15 protein-coding genes, 1 tRNA gene and 1 pseudogene are annotated in these 19,618 nt (G+C 75.6%); 8 read left to right on the top strand and 9 right to left on the bottom strand.

Features of this window, described 5'->3' with window-relative positions; all coding sequences use genetic code 11:
* Nucleotides 1-21 precede the first annotated feature (21 nt).
* From ACYVOF_RS18240 to cysK, 4 genes are read left to right on the top strand one after another with little or no spacing between them, the layout of a single operon-like run.
* Complete coding sequence (locus ACYVOF_RS18240) at nucleotides 22-1,197, top strand: DNA polymerase III subunit delta' (RefSeq protein WP_460869020.1); 1,176 nt, start codon at nucleotides 22-24, stop codon at nucleotides 1,195-1,197.
* Nucleotides 1,194-2,066 (top strand): HAD family hydrolase, encoded by an 873-nt coding sequence (locus ACYVOF_RS18235; RefSeq protein WP_460869018.1) that lies wholly within the window; start codon nucleotides 1,194-1,196, stop codon nucleotides 2,064-2,066. Before ACYVOF_RS18240 ends, ACYVOF_RS18235 begins: the two co-directional genes overlap by 4 nt.
* Nucleotides 2,067-2,102: 36 nt before the next feature.
* Nucleotides 2,103-2,996, top strand: a complete 894-nt coding sequence (locus tag ACYVOF_RS18230) for a serine O-acetyltransferase (protein ID WP_460869016.1) — start codon at nucleotides 2,103-2,105, stop codon at nucleotides 2,994-2,996.
* A 46-nt stretch (nucleotides 2,997-3,042) separates the two neighbouring features.
* Nucleotides 3,043-3,978 (top strand): cysteine synthase A, encoded by a 936-nt coding sequence (gene cysK / locus ACYVOF_RS18225; RefSeq protein ID WP_460869014.1) that lies wholly within the window; start codon nucleotides 3,043-3,045, stop codon nucleotides 3,976-3,978.
* Nucleotides 3,979-4,044: 66 nt separating this feature from the next.
* On the opposite strand, the gene ACYVOF_RS18220 is transcribed toward cysK, so the two are convergent.
* From ACYVOF_RS18220 to ACYVOF_RS18205, 4 genes are read right to left on the bottom strand one after another with little or no spacing between them, the layout of a single operon-like run.
* Nucleotides 4,045-6,507, bottom strand: coding sequence for an excinuclease ABC subunit UvrA (locus ACYVOF_RS18220; RefSeq protein WP_460869012.1), 2,463 nt, complete (start codon nucleotides 6,505-6,507; stop codon nucleotides 4,045-4,047).
* Nucleotides 6,508-6,539: 32 nt separating this feature from the next.
* Complete coding sequence (locus ACYVOF_RS18215; protein WP_460869010.1) at nucleotides 6,540-7,616, bottom strand: cobalt-precorrin-5B (C(1))-methyltransferase; 1,077 nt, start codon at nucleotides 7,614-7,616, stop codon at nucleotides 6,540-6,542.
* A 10-nt stretch (nucleotides 7,617-7,626) separates the two neighbouring features.
* Nucleotides 7,627-9,138 carry a precorrin-3B C(17)-methyltransferase gene (gene cobJ / locus ACYVOF_RS18210; protein ID WP_460869008.1) on the bottom strand — a complete coding sequence of 504 codons (1,512 nt, stop codon included), beginning with the start codon at nucleotides 9,136-9,138 and terminating at the stop codon, nucleotides 7,627-7,629.
* Nucleotides 9,139-9,140: 2 nt separating this feature from the next.
* Nucleotides 9,141-9,788, bottom strand: coding sequence for a precorrin-8X methylmutase (locus ACYVOF_RS18205; RefSeq protein WP_460869006.1), 648 nt, complete (start codon nucleotides 9,786-9,788; stop codon nucleotides 9,141-9,143).
* A 190-nt stretch (nucleotides 9,789-9,978) separates the two neighbouring features.
* Here ACYVOF_RS18205 and bluB point away from each other — a divergent pair, with 190 nt between their 5' ends.
* From bluB to ACYVOF_RS18190, 3 genes are all read left to right on the top strand, one after another.
* Entirely contained in the window at nucleotides 9,979-11,703 is a 1,725-nt protein-coding gene (gene bluB / locus ACYVOF_RS18200) for a 5,6-dimethylbenzimidazole synthase (protein ID WP_460869004.1), read from the top strand.
* A 1-nt stretch (nucleotide 11,704) separates the two neighbouring features.
* Nucleotides 11,705-12,943 carry an aminodeoxychorismate synthase component I gene (locus ACYVOF_RS18195; protein ID WP_460869003.1) on the top strand — a complete coding sequence of 413 codons (1,239 nt, stop codon included), beginning with the start codon at nucleotides 11,705-11,707 and terminating at the stop codon, nucleotides 12,941-12,943.
* Nucleotides 12,944-13,016: 73 nt separating this feature from the next.
* Nucleotides 13,017-13,089, top strand: a tRNA-Thr gene (locus ACYVOF_RS18190).
* Between the two features lie 518 nt (nucleotides 13,090-13,607).
* On the opposite strand, the gene ACYVOF_RS18185 is transcribed toward ACYVOF_RS18190, so the two are convergent.
* From ACYVOF_RS18185 to ACYVOF_RS18165, 5 genes and pseudogenes are all read right to left on the bottom strand, one after another.
* The gene (locus ACYVOF_RS18185; protein WP_460869001.1) at nucleotides 13,608-14,132 is read right to left on the bottom strand and encodes a DUF302 domain-containing protein; all 525 of its coding nucleotides are present in this window, start codon (nucleotides 14,130-14,132) and stop codon (nucleotides 13,608-13,610) included.
* A 202-nt stretch (nucleotides 14,133-14,334) separates the two neighbouring features.
* Nucleotides 14,335-15,066 (bottom strand): hypothetical protein, encoded by a 732-nt coding sequence (locus ACYVOF_RS18180; RefSeq protein WP_460868999.1) that lies wholly within the window; start codon nucleotides 15,064-15,066, stop codon nucleotides 14,335-14,337.
* Nucleotides 15,063-15,914 carry an alpha/beta fold hydrolase gene (locus tag ACYVOF_RS18175; RefSeq protein WP_460869086.1) on the bottom strand — a complete coding sequence of 284 codons (852 nt, stop codon included), beginning with the start codon at nucleotides 15,912-15,914 and terminating at the stop codon, nucleotides 15,063-15,065. The genes ACYVOF_RS18180 and ACYVOF_RS18175 overlap by 4 nt, the downstream gene beginning before the upstream one ends.
* 186 nt (nucleotides 15,915-16,100) lie before the next feature.
* A pseudogene (locus tag ACYVOF_RS18170) lies at nucleotides 16,101-16,766 on the bottom strand (SDR family NAD(P)-dependent oxidoreductase); the annotation flags it as partial.
* Between the two features lie 40 nt (nucleotides 16,767-16,806).
* Nucleotides 16,807-18,312: an MFS transporter gene (locus ACYVOF_RS18165; protein ID WP_460868997.1), complete on the bottom strand. Its 1,506-nt coding sequence runs from the start codon at nucleotides 18,310-18,312 to the stop codon at nucleotides 16,807-16,809.
* Between the two features lie 130 nt (nucleotides 18,313-18,442).
* Here ACYVOF_RS18165 and ACYVOF_RS18160 point away from each other — a divergent pair, with 130 nt between their 5' ends.
* On the top strand, nucleotides 18,443-19,144 hold the full coding sequence (locus ACYVOF_RS18160; protein ID WP_460868995.1) for a TetR/AcrR family transcriptional regulator: 702 nt from the start codon (nucleotides 18,443-18,445) through the stop codon (nucleotides 19,142-19,144).
* The last annotated feature ends 474 nt before the right edge of the window (nucleotides 19,145-19,618 follow it).

The raw sequence follows: 19,618 nt of genomic DNA, 5'->3' as shown, positions 1-19,618 counted from the left end.
AGCCCCACTAGGGTTCCGGGCGTGGCATCGGTGTTCGACCGGCTGGTCGGTCAGGACGAGGTGGTGGCGACCCTGCGGGCGGCCGCCGCCGGGGGGTCGATGACGCACGCCTGGCTGTTCACCGGCCCGCCCGGCTCCGGCCGCTCCGTGGCCGCGCTGTGCCTGGCCGCGGCCCTCGAGTGCACGACGCCGGACGACCTGGGCTGCGGACACTGCACCGCCTGCCGCACCACGATGGCCGGCACCCACGCCGACGTCCGCCGCATCGTCCCCGAGGGGCTGACCATCGGCGTCGACGCCATGCGCGCGGTGGTGCAGATGGCCTCGCGCCGCCCCGGGGTCGGCCGCTGGCAGGTGGTCATCATCGAGGACGCCGACCGGCTCACCGAGAGCGCCGCCGCCGCTCTGCTCAAGGTCGTCGAGGAGCCCCCGGCCCGCTCGGTGTTCCTGCTGTGCGCCCCCACCACCGACCCGGAGGACGTCTCGGTCACCCTGCGCTCGCGCTGCCGGCACCTGGCGCTGCGCACCCCGACCACGGCGGCGGTGGCCGGGGTGCTGCGGGAGCAGGACGGTCTTGAGCCCGAGCTGGCCGACTGGGCCGCATCGGTCTCCGGCGGGCACGTCGGCCGGGCCCGCCGGCTGGCCCGCGACCCCGAGGCCCGCGCCCGCCGCGAGGCCGTGCTCGCGCTGCCGCTGGCCGCCACCCGCCGCGAGACCGCGTGGCCCGCCGCGGATGCCCTGGTCGCCGGGGCGGAGGGCGAGGCCAAGGAGGCCTCCGACGCCCGCGACGAGCGGGAGACCGACGAGCTGCGCACCGCCCTGGGCGCCGGCGGGACCGGCAAGGGCGCGATGGCGGCGCTGCGGGGCTCGGCCGGGGTGCTCAGCGAGCTGGAGAAGGCCCAGAAGCGCCGCCGCACCCGCACCCAGCGCGACTCGCTGGACCGCGCCCTGGTCGACCTGGCCGGTTTCTACCGCGACGCGGTGCTCCACGCGTGCCGCGCCGACGTCGCCCCCACCCATCCGGACAAGGTCACCGAGTCCCACGCCCTGGCCCGCGCGGGCGGCCCGGAGGCCATGCTGCGCTGCCTCGAGGCGGTGCTGGACTGCCGCGAGGCCATCGACCTCAACGTCAAGCCGCGCATCGCCGTCGACGCGCTCGTCGCCGCGCTCGGCGCGGTCCCCGCCCCCGCCCGGTGAGCGGCCCCCCGGAGGGGCTCGTCGCCGGCGGACGGTTCGCCGTGTGGACGGCCCCCGCCACCAGCGCGGTGGTCCTCGACCTCGACGGCACCACCCTGGACCGCGGCGACGTCGCCTCCGAGCGGGTCGCCGCCGCGCACCGCGCCGCCCGCGCCGCCGGCCTCGGGCTGCACCTGGCCACCGGCCGGCTGCCCACCGGCACCACCGCGCTGCTCGCCCAGCTGGGCCACACCGGGCCCGACGTGGTCCACAACGGCGCGGCCGTGGTCGAGGACGAGCACGAGCTGGCCACCTGGCCGCTGCCGGGGGCGGCCGCCGCCGAGCTGGTCGCGTGGTGCCTGGCCGAGGAGCTCTACGCCGAGCTCTACGTCGGCCGCGGGTTCTGGGTCACCGACCGTCGCGCGTCGGCGCAGCCGTTGTGGGACGAGATCAGCGGCCCGCCCGACGGCCTGGTGGCCGAGCTCGACGCCGCCGCGGCGGGCATCGTCAAGGCCACCGTCACCGTCGCCCCCGGCGGCTCGACCGACCCCGTCGTCGCCGTGGCGCAGCGGCTCGGGCTCACCGCCGAGCTGTCCACGGCCCCCGCCCTGCCGGGCGCCGGGATCGTCAACATCACCGCTCCCGGCGTGACCAAGGGCCGCGCGCTGGGGTGGCTGGCCGAGCACCACGGCCTCGACCTCGCCACCACCGCCGCGGTCGGGGACGGGCCCAACGACCTGTCGATGCTGGCCCGCGCCGGCACCGCGGTGGCCATGGCCGACGCCCCCGCCGAGGTGCGTGCCGCCGCCCACCTGGTGGCCCCCGGGGTGGGCGACGACGGGGCCGCCGTGGTCCTCGAGCTCGCCGCCGCCGGCCTGCTGCACCGCTGACGGCGCGCCCGCGGGGCCCCGCGTAGCGTCGCGGCCGTGGAGAACGCGCTCGAGACCTCCCCGACCCTGAGGCTGCCCGACGGGCTCGCCGACGCCATCTGCGCCGACCGCGCCGCCTACGAGCTGCCGCCGCGGCTGCCCGACGTCGCCGAGCGCCTCATCCACGCCGCGCTGGCCCTGCTGTTCCCCCACTTCACCCGGGAGCCGGGCTGCCGCTCCGGGGAGGTGGAGGCCGACGCCGCCACCCTCGCGGCGCTGCTCGACGAGGCCCTGGCCCTGCCGGGGGTGGACGGGCCGCTGCGCCGCGCCGCGGCCGCGAACCTGTTCGCCGCGCTGCCCGCCATCCGGGCCGCGCTGCTGCTCGACGCCCAGGCCACCGCCGACGGCGACCCGGCCGCGTCGGGCGTCGACGAGGTGGTGCTGGCCTACCCCGGCTTCTTCGCCACCGCCGTCCACCGCCTCGCCCACCAGCTCCACGTCGACGGGGTGCCGCTGCTGCCCCGGGTGCTCGGCGAGCTCGCCCACCGCGCCACCGGCATCGACATCCACCCGGGCGCCCACATCGGCGGCGCGTTCGCCATCGACCACGGCACCGGGGTCGTGGTGGGGGAGACCTGCCGCATCGGCGACCGGGTGCGGCTCTACCAGGGCGTCACCCTCGGGGCGCTCGTGGTGCAGAAGTCCATGCAGCGCAAGCGCCACCCCACCGTCGAGGACGACGTGGTCATCTACTCCGGAGCCACCATCCTGGGCGGCGACACCGTCATCGGCGCCCGCAGCCGCATCGGCGGCAACGTGTGGCTCACCCACAGCGTCCCGGCCGGCTCGTCCGTCGCCACCAGCGCCGGGATCGACCGCCGCCGCACCCCCAAGGGTGCTGGTGGCGCGGCCGGGGAAGAAGGCGACCCCGGTCTGGAGTTCTACCTGTAGAGAGCGGCGCCCCGCGCCCCGACGCAACCCGACCCCAGGAGGTCCCGTGAAGGCCGACAGCATCCTCGACGTCATCGGCAACACCCCGCACGTGAAGCTGAGCCGGCTCTTCGGCGACCGCGTGGACGTGTGGATGAAGCTGGAGCGCGCCAACCCCGGTGGCTCCATCAAGGACCGCATCGGTCTGGCCATGATCGAGGACGCCGAGGCCAGCGGGACGCTGAAGCCGGGCGGGCAGATCGTCGAGCCGACCTCGGGCAACACCGGCATCGGCCTGGCCATGGTGGCCGCGGTGAAGGGCTACCCGATCACGCTGGTCATGCCGGAGTCGATGTCGGTCGAGCGCCGCCGCGTCATGGCCGCCTACGGCGCCCGCTTCGTGCTCACCCCCCGCGCCGAGGGCATGAAGGGCGCGATCGCCAAGGCCGAGCAGCTCGTCGCCGAGCGCGAGGGCGCCTGGATGCCGCAGCAGTTCGAGAACCCCGCCAACGTCGAGGTGCACAAGCGCACCTCCGCGCAGGAGATCCTGGCCGACTTCCCCGACGGCGTCGACGTGCTCATCACCGGCGTCGGCACCGGCGGCCACATCACCGGCGTCAGCGAGGCGCTGAAGGAGAAGTTCCCGCAGCTGCAGACCTTCGCCGTCGAGCCGGCCAAGTCCCCGGTCATCAGCGGCGGCGACCCGTCCCCGCACAAGCTGCAGGGCATCGGCGCCGGCTTCCTGCCCGGCAACCTGCACCGCGACACCCTCGACGGCACCATCCAGGTCAGCGAGGAGGACGCCTTCGGCTTCGCCGTCCGCGCCGCCCGCACCGAGGGCATCTTCGTCGGCCCGTCGTCGGGCGCCTCGCTCGCCGCGGTCGCGCAGAAGATCGCCGACCTGCCCGACGGTGCGACCGTGCTGACCTACTGCTACGACACCGGGGAGCGCTACCTCTCGGTCGAGGGCCTCTTCGACAGCGAGGGTGCGGCCGAGGACTGATCCTCACCTGCTGCTGATCGGGCAGCACCGGTGGTCACCACGGCCACGGGTGCTGCCCGATCGCCGTCAGCGGGCCAGGTGCCGGGCCAGGTAGGGCGCGGTGGCCCCGACCCCGGCCGCGGCGACGTCGGCGGGCGTCCCGGCGGTGACGACGCGGCCGCCCGCGTCACCACCCCCGGGCCCGAGGTCGACGACCCAGTCCGCGACCGCGATCGTGTCGAGGTCGTGCTCCACGAGCACCACCGTGCTGCCCCCGTCGACGAGCCGGTGCAGCTGGGCCAGCAGCAGCCGCGTGTCGGCGGGGTGCAGGCCCGAGGTCGGCTCGTCGAGCAGGTACAGGGTGTGCCCGCGCCGCGCCCGCTGCAGCTCGGTGGCCAGCTTGATCCGTTGCGCCTCACCGCCGCTGAGCTCGGTGGCGGGCTGGCCGAGGCGCAGGTAGCCCAGCCCGACCTCGCGCAGCGCCGCGAGACCACGGGCGGCCGCCGGCACCCCCGCGAGCACGTCGGCGGCCGCGTCGACGGTCAGGTCGAGCACCTCGGCGACGGTCCGGCCCGCGACGGTGATCTCCAGGGTCTCCGGGTTGTACCGGGCCCCGTGGCAGTCCGGGCACGGCGCGTACGTGCTGGGCAGGAACAGCAGCTCGACGCTGACGAACCCCTCGCCCTGGCAGGTGGGGCAGCGGCCGTCGGCGACGTTGAACGAGAACCGGCCCGCGGTGTACCCGCGGCGACGGGCCTCGTCGGTGGCGGCGAAGACCTTCCGCACGGCGTCGAACAGACCGGTGTAGGTGGCCAGGGTGGAGCGGGGGGTGCGCCCGATGGGCCGCTGGTCGACGACGACGAGCCGGTCGACCGCGTCGAGCCCGCTCACCTCGGCGACGTCGACGTGGATCTCCTCGGTGTCCTCGTCGTCGGCGTCGCGGGCCTGGCCGAGGTGGCGGCGGACGACCTCGGCCAGCACCTGGGTGACCAGGGTCGACTTGCCGGACCCGGAGACGCCGGTGACGGCGGTGAGCACCCCCAGCGGCAGGTCGAGGGTGACGCCGTCGAGGTTGTGCCGGCGCACCCCGCGCAGCACCAGCCGGCCCGACGGGGTGCGCGGTGCGCGCTCCGGCCGCGGCACCCGGCCGAACAGGTGCGCGCTGGTGGGGGACGCGGTGACCGCCTGCAGGCCGGCGACGGGCCCGGAGTACAGCACCCGGCCGCCGCCGTCCCCGGCCGCGGGCCCGATGTCGACGACCCAGTCGGCCCGGCGCACCACGTCGAGGTCGTGCTCGACGACGAACAGGGTGTTGCCCGCGGCCTTGAGCGTCTCCAGCACCTCGAGCAGCGGCTCGGCGTCCGCCGGGTGCAGGCCGGCCGACGGCTCGTCGAGCACGTAGACCACGCCGAACAGCCCGGAGCGCAGCTGCGTGGCGATCCGCAATCGCTGCGCCTCCCCGGGGGACAGCGTGGTCGAGCTGCGGGCCAGCGACAGGTACCCCAGGCCGAGGTCGAGCAGCACCACGACGCGGGCCAGCAGGTCGGTGACGATGCGGGTGGCGGCCTCGCTGCCGGCGCCGCGGTCCAGGGTGTCGCGCAGCAGCGGGGCCAGGTCGACGAGCGGGGTCGCGCCGACCTCGGCGATGGAGCGTCCCGCGAACGTGACGGCCAGGGCCTCGAGGGTGAGCCCGCTGCCCCCGCAGCGCCGGCACGGCGCGCTGCGGACGAAGCGCAGGAACTTGTCGCGCTGCGTCTGGCTCTGCGAGTCGGACAGGATGTGGCGCACGTACTTCCGCGCCCCCCAGAACGTGCCCTGGTAGTCCCGTCCGGTGGTGTCGTTGGGCTCGCCGCGGCGGTGGATGGTGACCTTGGGCTGCTCGTCGGTGAACAGCAGCCACTCCCGGTCGCGCTCGGGCAGCGCGTGCCAGGGGGCGTCGACGTCGATGCCGAGGTGGCTGGCCACGCGCAGCAGGTTCTTGCCCTGCCACGCCCCCGGCCAGGCGGCGATCGCCCCGTCGCGGATGCTGCGCGACGGGTCGGGGACCATGAGGTCGGCCGCCACGTCGTGGGTCACCCCCAGGCCGTGGCACTCCGGGCACGCGCCGGCGACGGTGTTGGGGGAGAACGCCTCCGCCGCGAGGTGCCCGGTACCGTCGGGGTAGGTCCCGGCGCGGGAGTAGAGGATCCGCAGCAGGTTCGACAGGGTGGTGATGGTGCCGACGCTGGAGCGCGAGCTGGGGGCTCCGCGGCGCTGCTGCAGTGCCACCGCCGGTGGCAGGCCGGTGATCTCCTCGACGTGCGGTGCCCCGACCTGCGCCAGCAGCCGGCGCGCGTAGGGGGCGACGGACTCGAAGTAGCGGCGCTGCGCCTCGGCGTAGAGGGTGCCGAAAGCCAGGGACGACTTGCCCGAGCCGGAGACCCCGGTGAAGGCGACCATCGCGTCGCGGGGCAGGTCGACGTCGACGTGGCGCAGGTTGTGCTCGTCCGCCCCGCGCACGTGGACGTACCCGTCGTGGACGTCGTGCGGCGCACCGGGGGTGTCGGTCATCCGCCCATGCTCCCCCGGTCCGCCGGGGCGGCTCACCCGGCCCGGCCCACGACCGTCCCCGCCCGGTCGATGACGACGACGTCCACGGCCACGGGCGCCCCGTCGAGCACCCGCAGCGCCTGCTCGCGGGACCGCGCCGCCACCGCGTCGCCCAGCGGAACCCCGGCGGCCGTGCACACCTGCAGCGCGTCGAGCGCGGAGTTGCCGGACCGGATGCGCTGGGCCAGCGCCTCGTCCGCCCCCACGGTGCCCGCCAGCCGGGCCAGCAGGTCGAGGTCGACGTGGGAGCGGGCGGAGTGCAGGTCGAGGTGGCCGTCGGCGAGCTTGGCCAGCTTGCCGATGCCGCCGCCCACGGTGAGCCGGGGGACGGGGTGGCCGCGGACGTACTTGAGCACCGCGCCGACGAAGTCGCCCATGTCGAGCATCGCGTCGAGCGGCAGGCCGTGCAGCCGGCGGACGGTGTCCTCCGAGGTGGACCCGGTGCACCCGGCGACGTGGGTGCGGCCCCCCGCGCGGGCGACGTCGACCCCGCGGCGGATGGAGTCGATCCACGCCGAGCACGAGTAGGGGATGACGACCCCGGTGGTGCCCAGGATGGACAGTCCACCCAGGATCCCCAGCCGCGGGTTCCAGGTGCGCCCGGCGATCTCCTCCCCGCCCCGCACCCCGACCTCGACCACGGCGTCGGCCGGGGCACCGTGGGCGGCCGAGACCTGCTCCACCGCAGTGGTCATCATCGACCGCGGCACGGGGTTGATGGCGGGTTCACCCACGGCCAGGGGCAGCCCGGGCTTGGTCACGGTGCCCACGCCGGCGCCGCCGACGAACACCACCCCGCTGCCGGGCTCGCCGCGCCGCACCCGGGCCCACACCACCGCGCCGTGGGTCACGTCGGGGTCGTCGCCGGCGTCCTTGGTCACCGCGGCCAGCGCCGAGCGGTCCCCGAGCTCCTCGTCGGTCAGCGCGAACGCCGGGGTCTGGCCGCGGGGCAGCGTGATGGTCACCGGGTCGGGGAACTCCCCCGTCAGCAGGGCCGTCCACGCCGCGGTGGTGGCGGCGGTGGCGCAGGCGCCGGTCGTCCACCCCGTGCGCAGCGCCGCGCCGGTCATGGCCGCGCCGTCAGCCCTGGCCGTCGGCCGGGTAGCTGCGCGGCGTCCACACCGTCGTGGTGCCGTCGGGCGCCACCACGGCGCGGGTCTGGGTGGAGCCGATGATGAGCATGGTGCGCATGTCGACGTCGGCCGGGTCGAGGTCGGCCAGCCGCACCACGGCGACGCGCTCCACGTCGGAGCCGACGGCCCGGCCGACGACGACCGGGGTGTCCGGCGAGCGGTGGGTGAGCATCAGGTCGCGTGCCTCGGCGACCTGCTCGCGGCGGGTGCGGGACGCGGGGTTGTAGATCGCCACCACCAGGTCGGCGCGGCCGATGGCGTCGAGCCGCTCCCGGATGACCGACCACGGCTTGAGCTGGTCGGACAGCGAGATCGTGGCGAAGTCGTGGCCCAGCGGGGCGCCGACCCGGCTGGCCACGGCCTGCGCGGCGGTGAGCCCGGGGACGACCCGCACGGGCACGTCGGTGGCCCCGGTGCCGTCCCCCTGGGCCACCTCGAGCACTGCCGCCGCCATGGCGAACACCCCCGGGTCACCGGAGGACACCACCGCGACCCGGTGCCCGCGGCGGGCCAGGTCGAGCGCGAACGCGGCCCGCTCGGCCTCCACCCGGTTGTCGCTGGCGTGGCGCTGCTGCCCGGCCCGCACGGGCACCCGGTCGACGTAGGTGACGTAGCCGACGAGGTGCTCGGCCGCGGCCAGCTCGGCGCGGGCCTCCGGGGTGAGCCACTCGGGCCCGCCGGGGCCCAGGCCGACGACGACGACCTCGCCAGGACCCGGCTCGTCGGGCACGACCGGGGCCGCGGCGGTGCGGCCGGGGACGAGCACCAGCGACATGTAGGGCACGGTGTCGCCGTCGACGTCGGTCACCGGGCGCACGGTCTCCACCCCCGTCGAGGCGCGCTCCACGAACAGCGCGTCGTCGACCCGGCCCGACTGCTTCAGGGCGTCGCGGACGGTGCCGAAGCGGCGCGCGATCTTCATGACCACCGCGGCGTCGGCGTCGGCGAGGTGCCGGGCCATGGTGTCGGCGTCCAGGCCACCGGGCAGCACGGTGAGCACGTCCTCGTGCTGCACCAGCGGGGTGCCGGCGGCCGCGCTGGCGGCGCTGGGGGAGGTGACCCCGGGCACCACCTCGGTGGCGAACCGGCCGGCCAGGCGCTTGTGCATGTGCATGTAGGAGCTGTAGAAGAGCGGGTCGCCCTCCGCGAGCAGCACCACGTCGCGGCCGGCCTCGAGGTGGGTGGCCAGGCGCTCCGCGGCCTCGGTGTAGAACTCCTCGATCGCGCCGGTGTACCCGCCGGGGTGGGTGGCCGTCTCCGTCGTCACCGGGTAGGTCAGGCACTCCTCGAGCTGGCCCGCGCGCAGGTACGGCTCGGCGATGGTGCGCGCGATGGAGCGGCCGTGCTGCGCGCAGTGGTAGGCCACGACGTCCGCCGCCGCGACGAGCCGGGCCGCCTTGACGGTGACCAGCTCGGGGTCGCCGGGGCCGAGCCCGACGCCGTACAGGGTGCCTGCCACGCCTACTCCCGGGTCGAGGCGACGGCGTTGACGGCCGCCACGGCCATGGCGCTGCCGCCGCGGCGGCCGTGCACGACGAGGAAGTCCTGCCCGCTGCTCGCCAGCGCGACCTTCGACTCCGCGGCCCCGATGAAGCCGACGGCGAGGCCCAGGATCGCGGCCGGGCGGGGGGCGCCGGCGTCGAGCAGCTCGAGCAGCCGGAACAGGGCGGTGGGGGCGTTGCCGATGGCGACCACGGCGCCGCCCATCCGGTCGGCCCACAGGTCGACCGCGGCCGCGGAGCGGGTGGTGGACAGGGTGGCCGCCAGTGCGCGGACGCCCGGGTCGGTCAGCGTGCAGACGACCTCGTTGTCTGCGGGGAGCCGGGCGCGGGTGATGCCGCTGGCCACCATGTGGGCGTCGCAGAGGATCGGGGCGCCGGCCTGCAGCGCGGCCCGGGCCCGCTCGACGACGCCGTCGGAGGCCTCGACGTCCGCGGGGAGGTCGGTCATGCCGCAGGCGTGGATCATGCGGACGACGACCTGGCTCAGCGCGGGCGCGAAGGCGCCGAGGTCGGCCTCGGCGCGGATCGTCGCGAAGGAGCGGCGGTAGATCTCGGCCCCGTCGTGCTCGTAGTCGTACCGCGGGGTCGTCGCGGGGGTCGTCGTCATGGTGGGACCACGGTAGCCGCGGGCTGCCGGTCGGCAGCGCCCCGGCCCGGTGGTGCTCGCAGCAAGCGACGAATTCAGGAGGATCCACCTGATGTCGGAGCCTGCGGGCCCGGACCCGGTGGGTCCTGGGCGCCGGGGTCGGTGCGGCGCGTGGTGGGGTGGGGGCCGGCAGCGGGAGGAGGACGACGTCGTGAGCAGCACCTGGGCCAGGCCGGTCCCCCTGGTCGGCGACCCCACCTCCGCCCGCGAGCGCGCCGACGACCCGGCTGCCTGGGCCTTCCCCGCCGAGGCCCGCGACGCGCTGCACGGCGTGCTCGCCGCCCGCCGCGACGTGCGCCGCTACCGGCCCGACCCGGTGCCCGACGAGGTGCTCACCCGGGTGCTCACCGCCGCCCACACCGCCCCGTCGGTGGGGCACTCCCAGCCGTGGCGCTTCGTCGTCGTCGCCGAGCCCGCCACCCGGGAGCGGGCCGCGCTGCTGGCCGACCGGGAGCGCCTCGCCCAGGCCGAGGGGCTCGACCCGGAGTCGGCGCGGCGGCTGCTGGACTTGCAGCTCGAGGGCATCCGCGAGGCCCCGCTGGGGGTGGTGGTGTGCTGCGACCGCCGCGCCCCCGCTGCCGGGGTGCTGGGCCGGGCGACGTTCCCCGACGCCGACCTGTGGTCCTGCGCCTGCGCGATCCAGAACCTGTGGCTCGCCGCCCGTGCCGAGGGCCTGGGCGTCGGCTGGGTGACGCTGTTCCGCCCCGAGGACCTCGCCGGGCTGCTGGGCCTGCCCGAGGGCGTGGAGACGCTGGGCTGGCTGTGCCTGGGGTGGCCGGACGAGCGCCCGCCCGCGCCCGGCCTGGAGCGGGCCGGCTGGTCGCGCCGGGCGCCGCTGGCCGACGTGGTGCTGGCCGAGCGGTGGCCCGCCGACGACGTGGCCGCCCCGGTGTCGCGGCTGCGCGCCCCGGACCAGGCGGCCGTGGTGGGGGCGCGGGACCGGGCGGACGAGGTGCTCACCGCGCCGGGCTCGTTGGGCGTGCTCGACCGGGCGCTGGACCGGGTGCTCGCCCTGGGCCACCCGCGCCCGACCGACGGCACGCTCGTCCTGGCCGCGGCCGACCACCCCGTCACCGCCCACGGCGTCTCCGCCTACCCGGTGGGCGTGACCGCGGAGGTGCTGCGGGCCGCGGTGGCCGGGCAGGCCCTCGGGGTCGTCACGGCCCGGGAGGCGGGGCTCGACGTGGTTGTCGTCGACGCGGGGGTGGCCGAGGCGGTCCCCGGGGCGCTCGTCGCCCGTCCGGCCGGGCCCCGCGGTGACCTGGTGGGGGCCGACGCGCTGACCGCGCCCGACGTCGCCGCGCTGCTGGCCCGCGGCCGGGAGCTCGGCGCCGGCACCGGGGGCGGGCTCGTCGTGCTGGGCGAGGTCGGGGTCGGCAACACCACCGTCGCCGCTGCGCTCGCCGCGGCCCTGCTCGGGCTGCCGGCGGCGGACGTCGTCGGGCTCGGGGCGTCGTCGGACACCGCCACCGTCGACGCCAAGCGCACGGCCGTCACCGCCGCGCTCGCCCGCACCGGGGTGGGTCCGGCGTCGTCCCCCGAGGTGGTGCTGGCCGCCGTCGGGGGCGCCGAGCTGGCGCTGTTGACCGGGGTGGTGCTGGGGGCCGCGTCCGCCGGGGCCGCCGTGGTGCTCGACGGCCTGGCGACCTCGGTGGCCGCGCTGCTCGCGGTGCGCCTGGAGCCCGGGTGCGCCGCGCACCTCGTGGCGGGGCAGCGCAGCCGGGAGGCTGCGCACGCCCTGGTGCTGCGCGAGCTGGGACTGGAGCCGCTGCTCGACCTGCGGCTGCGCGCCGGTGAGGGCGTCGGCGGGTCCCTGGCCGCGGGGATGCTGGCCACCGCCGCCCGGGCCCGCGCGACGGCTGCCCGCACCCGCTGAGGTGGAGGTCCGGTCGGAGCCGGTCGCGCTCGGCGCCGAGCTCGACGTGCTGCGCGGGTTGGCCCCGGTGGACGGCCTGGTGGTGCTGCGGGGGGACTGGGCCGGCGGGGGGATGCTCGTCGCCCGCGACCCGGTGCGCACGGCCACGACGCCGGGTGACGTCGGGCTCGGTGGCGGGGACCGGGTGGGGGGCGGGTGGTTCGGCTGGCTGAGCTACCCGCAGCCCGGCGGGCCGGCCGAGCCCGGCTGGTGGGGGTTGTACCCGGACGTGCTGCGCCACCGCCCCGGCGCTGGGTGGACCCACGAGTGGCTGCCCGAGCTGTGCGACGACGTCGCCGTCCGCCGGGCCGTGCACCTGCGCGCGGACGCGCCGGGCGGCTACCGGCTCGGTCCGCTGACCGCCGCCACCACGGCCGCGCGCTACACCGCGGCCGTGCAGGAGTGCGTCGAGCAGATCAGGGCCGGGGAGGTGTACCAGGCCAACGTGTGCCTCGCGCTGCGCGGCGAGCTCACCGGCTCGGTGGTCGCACTCTTCGCCGACCTGTGTGAGCGCCTCGAGCCCGCGCACGCCGCCCTCGTCGTCACCCCCGGCACCGCGGTGGTCAGCCTGAGCCCGGAGCTGTTCCTGCGCCGCCGCGGCCGGGCCGTGGAGTCCGCGCCCATCAAGGGGACGGTGCCCAGAACGCCCGGCGCGCAGCCGGACCCGGCCGTGGAGCGGCTGCGCACCTCGGCGAAGGAGCGCGCGGAGAACGTGATGATCGTCGACCTGGTGCGCCACGACCTGGGCCGCGTCGCCGCCACCGGGACCGTCCGGGTGCCGTCGCTGCTGCAGGTCGAGCCGCACGTCGGGGTGTGGCACCTCGTCAGCCGGGTCACCGCCGAGCTGGCCGACGGGGTGGACGACGCGGCGCTGCTCGCGGCGACGTTCCCGCCCGGGTCGGTCACCGGGGCACCGAAGATCGCGGCCCGGGCCCTGGTCGACCGGCTCGAGGAGCACCCGCGCGGGGTCTACACCGGGGCCGTCGGGTACTCCAGCCCCGCCGCGGGCCTCGAGCTGTCCGTGGCCATCCGGACCTTCGAGGTCGCCCGCCGCGCGGACGGCCCGGACGGGGTGACCCTCGGCGTCGGCGCCGGGGTCACCGTGTCGTCGGACCCGGCCGCGGAGTGGCGGGAGTGCCTGGCCAAGGCCGCCCCGCTAGCAGCGGCGGCGGGCACCACGGTGGTGGCGGACGAGGCGTGAGCACGGGGGTGGCGGCCGGGCCCCCGCGGCCCGCTAGACTCGCCCACCGGTCGCCGGGCTCGCCCGTGGCCGCGCCGCCTTAGCTCAGTCGGTAGAGCATCTCACTCGTAATGAGAAGGTCGTCGGTTCGATTCCGACAGGCGGCTCCGGCCCTGACCAGCAGCGATGCGCCGCTTCGTCACATGGCGGCACTCTGCCGCCGTCCCTGCTCGTGCCCTGAGGCCCCGGTGTGGTCGCAAGGAGTGGAATGCGGCTCGTCGTTCCCGTTGAGGCCGCCCGTTGTCGTGGTGTCGAGCGGCGCCGGTCGTCACCAGCTCGTACCTGGTGGCAGCGGTGCTTCCAGCGGGCTGCAGAGCCCCACGGGGACGAACCGGCATCGACGGGACGCGGCGCGGCGGCGCTTGACGAAGGCCCGGAACGTGACCGTCCCTCGTGGTCGACGTCGTGCCGGGACTCACGGCGCGCCTCGGAGCGCACCCCGAGCTCGCGCACCAGGGCGGGCAGGTCGGTGGCCGGACAGGCCCCCGAGCGCGAGGACGCCCGCCGCGACCGCTACACGCGCTCGTCTCCGACGGACTCCGACCCCGCCTCTGAGGGTTCCGGAGCGGACCCCCTCGGCTCGACCGAGCGCCCCGGTCACAGCATGATGTGCCGGTTCTGGGTGTCAGGTGCCGAGCTGCGGTGGGGCCACCACACCCAGGGCGTCGAGCAGTCTGGCGACCTTCATGTCGAGCTCGCGGCCGACGGCGTTGATGTCGTCGTTGTCCAACCCGGCGAACACCGTTGAGGGCTGGTCCAGGACGAGCACGGCCGTGCCGTCCGACGCTTCGCGGATCAGCACGCGGAGCGGCGCGTACAGCATGGCGTCCATGTCGTGCCTGGCCATGCGCTCGGCGATGACGGGGTTGCCCATCTCGAAGGCCACGAACCCCGACATCCGCGCCCCCGCCGCCTGCGTCATCCCCCGGCCGTCGATGCTGGAGAAGATGACGAAGTCGTGAGGTGCGGCTGCGTCCACCGCCGCGGTGACGTCGTCCCACGTGCCGCCGTTGCTGACCATCTCGACCAGGCGCGGCAGGTCGAGGGGTGGGACCGCGGCGGTGAAGGCCTCGAGGAGCTGCGCGAACGGCTGTCCGGTCGCGATGTCGAGCCTGACCATCGAGTGCGGGGTGCTGGTGGACGTCGTCACGGCAGGGACCTCCGGTGATGTGGGGTGCGCGCTGGTGTCGTCAGGGTGCGGGTGTCACGGGTCGCACCTGGATCGTGACCGCACCGACCCGACCGCACGATGTGGGGTTCTCGAGCAGACGCCGCTGAGTCGACGCCGCCCGGTACTACCCGGAACGGAGGTGGCCCGCGGACTGTGGCCGGTGACCGCGCCGCGCTGTTGGTCAGCCCCGGTTCGCCGGGGGCAGGTCGGGGTAGGCGGTGTCGCAGCCGCCGAGGCCGCCGGTGCTGGCAAGGGGGCGCACGCGGAGGAACACCCCGGTGCGGTGGGTGTCGGCCTGGCGGGCGTGCTTCACGACGGGGGCGTGTCCGCCGGGGGCGTAGGCGAAGTCCTCGGCGAGCTCGAGGGTCTTCCAGAGGCTGATCGAGGTGTGCTCGAAGGGCAGCGCGGAGGAGACGTCGACGCTGCCGCGGTGCCCGGGGTGGTGGGCGGCGCGGCTCGCGGCGTGCAGGTTGTTGCGCAGGAAGCCCAGCAGGTGACGGCGGCGCAGCACGCCGTGGACGACCACGGCCACGGGGTCGGCGGCGTCGATCGGGTCGGCGCCCTCGTCGGTGGGGGTCCACCCGTGCCAGGTGTCGTCGTCGTGCTCCCTGCGGGCGCGGGCGACCTGGCCGTCGAGGCTGAAGCGCCCCGGGCCGTCGACGAGCCCGCGCAGCGGACCGTGCCACGCGTCGGCGGCGGCCTCCGCGCTGTCCCACGCGAGGACGAGCGCGCTCCCGGGGGGGATGCGGGGCACCAGGGAGTGGGTGCCGGTGTTGGCGTGGTTGACCGTGGCCGAGCGGAGCCCGGGTGGTGGTGTCTCGAGCGCGGCGCGGGCCTGCCTGCGCCAGCGCCGGTTCCCGCCCGGGGGCCGTTCGAACGCGTCGATGGTCAGGAAGTCCGCGGGCCGGCTCACCGGTCGGCCAGGAACGTGAGGACCTCGGGCACGAACTGCTCGTGGTGCTGGAAGATCCCGCCGTGCCCGGAGCGTGGGTAGATCACGAGCTTGGCGTCGGGCAGTCGGCGGGCCATGTCGTGGGAGTTGGCGCTGGCGACCATGAGGTCGTCGTCGCCGTTGGCCACGAGCACGGGAACGGTGATGCGCGACAGGTCGTCCGGGTCGGCGAGCCCGGCGGCGCGGATGGCGCGCAGCTGGTTGATGCGGGCCTGCAGCGAGATCGGGTCGTCGAGGTCGTGGGTGCGCTCGTCGAGCCGGTCCAGGTAGGCCGCGGCGGCCCGCCTGCCCTCGGTGGTGCGGGGGAAGAACAGGAAGTTGCGGGGGTCCGACCGGGTCAGTGCGGCCTTGAGGTAGGCCGTGACGAACACTCCGGTGACCGCGCTGACCCCGCCGCCGCCCTTGGGTGCGGTCCCGGCCAGGACGAGGCGCCGCACCAGCTCCGGGGCCTGCAGGGCGACCATCTGGGCGACACCGCCGCCGAGGGAGAAGCCGAGCAGGTCGACCTTCTCGTGGCCCATCGCCCGGAGGAAGGCGATGACGTCGCGGCCCATCGCGTCCACCGTGGACGGCACCTTCCCGCCGGTGGAGCCGACGCCGCGGTTGTCGACGGCGATGACGTGGTGCTGCGCGGCGAGGCCGTCGAGCAGCCGCGGGTCCCAGTCGTCGAGCACGGCGGTGAGGTGGTGCAGCAGCACGACCGGGACGCCGGGGTTGTCGGTGCCGAGCTCGCGGTAGGCGAACGGCACCCCACCGACGTCGACGGTGCGGGTCGGGGTGGTGGCCCAGGTGTGGGTCGCGGTGGTCACGGTGGTGTCCTCTCGGGTGGGGTCGTCCAGCGCGGCGAGGGCGCGCTGGGTGCGGCGGTCGGTGGTGAGGCGGGCGTCGAGGGCGGGGCCGGCGATGCCGCGCAGAGCGGAGACGGGTCGCCAGCGTCGGGGCAGCATCACCCGGGCGGCGCGCCGCTCGAGTCCGTCGACGATCGCGGTGGCCGCCGCCTCCGGGCGCAGTCGCGTGAGCAGGGGTGCGGGCATGGTGGCCATCAGCGCCGACGCGCCCGGGTCGGCGTCCACCCCGTCGCGGATCATGTCGGTCTCGATGAGGGAGAAGTAGACGGTGGTGGTGCTGACGCCGTGGGCGGCGAGCTCGACGCGCAGGCCGCGGCCGAGCTGCTCGATGGCGGCCTTGCTCATGGCGTACGGGATGGTGCCCATGCCGTTGAGGTAGGCGTACACCGAGCTGAGCAGCACGATCTGCCCCCGGTTCGCCACCACCTGCTCCATCGCCGCACCCACCGTGTTCACCGCGCCCTGGACGTTCACCGCGAACAACGCCTCGACGGCGGCGGGGTCGGTGACGCGCAAGGTGCCGGCGCGGGCGAGGACCCCGGCGTTGGCGACGACGACGTCGAGGTGACCGAACCGGTCAACGGCAGCAGTGACTGCGGCGTCCAGGCTCGACCGGTCGCGGACGTCGGCGACCACCCCGAGCGCGTCGGGAGAGAGTCGGGCGGCGACGTCGGGGGTGTCCGGGCGCAGGTCGGCGACGACGACGCTGGCCCCGCGGGTCAGCAGCTCCCGGGTGGTCGCGAGGCCGATGCCCCCGGTGCCACCCGTGATGAGGACGACCTTCCCGGTGAGGTCGACGCGGGTGGCGCTCATGGTCGGTCGCCGGGGGCCGACACGCCGAGCACGCGGCCCATCAGCTGTCTCCTGGGTGGGCGGTGCGTTGCGGATGGGCGGGCAGGTAGACGAGGGTGAGGACGGCGGCGACGGCGGTGACCACCCCGGCGACGGTGCAGCCGGTGGTGAACCCGTCGACGAACCCGGCGCGGGCCAGGGCCAGGACCTGCTCGCCCGCGGCCCGGGCGGTGTCGCCGAGGCCGGCGGCCTGGGTCGCGGCCTCGCGGGCGGCGCCGACGGACTCGCGGGCGGGGTCGAGCAGCTGGGCGGGCACGGGCGGGGTGCCGAGCCGGTCCCGGTAGACCGAGAGCGCGACGGACCCGATGACGGCGACGCCGAGGGTGCCGCCGAGCTCGCGGGTGGCGTCGTTGACCGCGGAGCCCATGCCGGCTTTCTCGGGGGCGACCACCCCCATGATGGCCTCGGTCGCAGGGGCGCTGGTCAGCCCGAGACCGCCGCCGAGGAAGACCATCTGCCCGACGACGACGGAGTAGCTGGTGTCCGCGCTGATGGTGGAGGCCCAGAGGAAGGCGACGGTGAGCGAGCCCAGGCCGAGGGCGACGACGAGCTTGGAGCCGATCGCGAGGGCGAGCCTGGGCCCGACCAGCGCGAGCACCGCCAGGGACACCGCGACGGGGAGCATGCGCAGCCCGGTCTCGAGGGGCCCGTAGTCCCGCACCGACTGGAAGTACTGCGTGACGAGGAAGATGAAGCCGAACAACGCGAAGAACGCGCTGGTCACGGCCCCGCTGGCGGCGGTGAACCGCAGGTTGGTGAACAGCCGCACGTCGAGCATGGGGTGGGCGACGCGGCGCTCCTGCAGGACGAACACCACCAGCACGACGGCGGCGAGGGCGAACCCGCCGAGCGTGGCGGGCGCGGCCCACCCCCGGTCCGGGGCGGAGATGATCGTGTAGACCAGCGCCCCGAGCGCCACGGTCGACAGGGCGAGGCCCGCCAGGTCGAGCGGGGGCGTCTCCGGGTCCCGGGAGTCGGGCACCAGCCACAGGGCCAGCAGCAGTGTCAGGACGGCGGCGCCGCCGTTGAGCAGCAGGATCGAGCCCCACCAGAAGTGCTCGATGAGCGCCCCGCCGACCACCGGGCCCACCGCGACCGACAGCCCCGTGGCGGCGCCCCAGATCCCGATGGCCCGGGCCCGCTCACCCCGCCCGGTGAACACGTTGGTCAGGATCGACAGCGTCACCGGGTAGACCACGGCCGCCGCCACCCCGGCCACCGCGCGCCAGCCGATGAGGACACCGGGGCCGGAGCTGAACGCGCCGACGAGCGAGGCGACGCCGAAGAGGGTCAGCCCGGCCAGGAGCGCGGGCCGACGGCCGAAGCGGTCGCTCAGCGAGCCGGCGGCGAGCACCAGCGCGGCGAACGCGAGGTTGAAGGCGTCGACGATCCACAGCAGGTCCCGGGTGGAGGCGCCGAGCTCGCGGACCAGCGTGGGCAGGGCGATGTTCACGATCGTCGTGGACACGTTGACGACGAACACCGCGAGGGAGAGCGTCAGCAGCACCAGCGCTTTGCGGCGCGGCTCGTGGTCACCCGCCGTTGGGGACTCGCTCTTCTGAGGTGTGACGAAGTTCTGCACAACGAAGTTCTAACATCAGTTTGATCGCGGGGGAAGGGCGAGGACACTGACGCGCGTGGCAGGCACCCCGGAGGACCCGCGCCCGCTCGACGGTGCCGCAGGCTCGACGCGCGAGCGGGTGCTCCGCGCGGCGGCGGAGGTGCTGCGCACGCAGGGTCCGGCGCAGCTGAAGGCCCGGGTCGTCGCCGACAAGGCGGGGGAGTCGACCACCGCGATCTACTACCACTTCGGCGGCGTCCCGGAGCTGGTCGCAGCTCTGGTCGAACGGGCCTTCACCGAGCTGCGCGACACCTACACCGGCATCGCGGCCGACGTGGGCGACCCCGTGGCGCAGCTCTTCGCGATGGCCCTGTGCACCCGCGACGTCGCGGTCGCCGACGCCCACCTCTACGACCTGATGTTCGGCCTCTCCACCCGGGGCACCTACCGGGCCCAGCCCAGCGACCGCGCCCGCCCGAGCGACCGCTTCGCCGAGTGCTACGCCCTGCTCGAGGGGGCGTGCCGGCGACTCGTCGACTCCGGCCGGCTGCAGCCGATCACGCCCGCGGCCGTCGCCGCGGAGCTGTGGAGCGCGGTGCACGGGTTCGTCACCCTCGAGGCCGCGGGCCAGTTCGCCGGCCACGTCGACCCCCTGGTGACGGTCCTGCGCCCCCTGTGCACCCGGATCGTCGTCGGGATGGGCGACAGCCCCGACCGCGCCCGCGACAGCGCTGCGACCGCGGTGCAGTGGTGGGTGGGTCGGGCACCCACCACGTAGCAGGCTGTGCTCCGCCCCGGTCGTGAGGCGACCCCCGCTCCGGTCCACGCGGTGTCGGTAGCGTCAGCGAGACTGCGACCTCCGGTCGGCCTCGGTGCACAACCGAGGGGCGGCTGCTCGACCGACTACACGCGCTGCCGTGCGCCGGGTGATGTGATCGCAGTGTGGTCACAGTATTCCTAGAACCGCGGGGGACCGGCCGTATCTCACCGGACCACGCGGCCCGCTGACCAGCATCAACGGGACCCCGGCCGGGGCGCAGGACGTGCTGCACCCGTCTCGTAATGAGAAGGTCGTCGGTTCGATTCCGACAGGCGGCTCCGGTTCTGACCTGCAGGATTGCATCTCGCGAGTGCCAGCGAGGGGTCGTGTGATCGTGACGTGATCGCGGATGATCTTGCATCGTGAGTTGCGTCCAGGGACGTGGTGTACGGCTTCGCTGATGGGCGTGGCGTCGTGAGGTGAGACGGCCAC

This window comes from Rhodococcus aerolatus (assembly GCF_054783215.1).
This window is presented reverse-complemented; position numbering and strand designations above follow the sequence as displayed.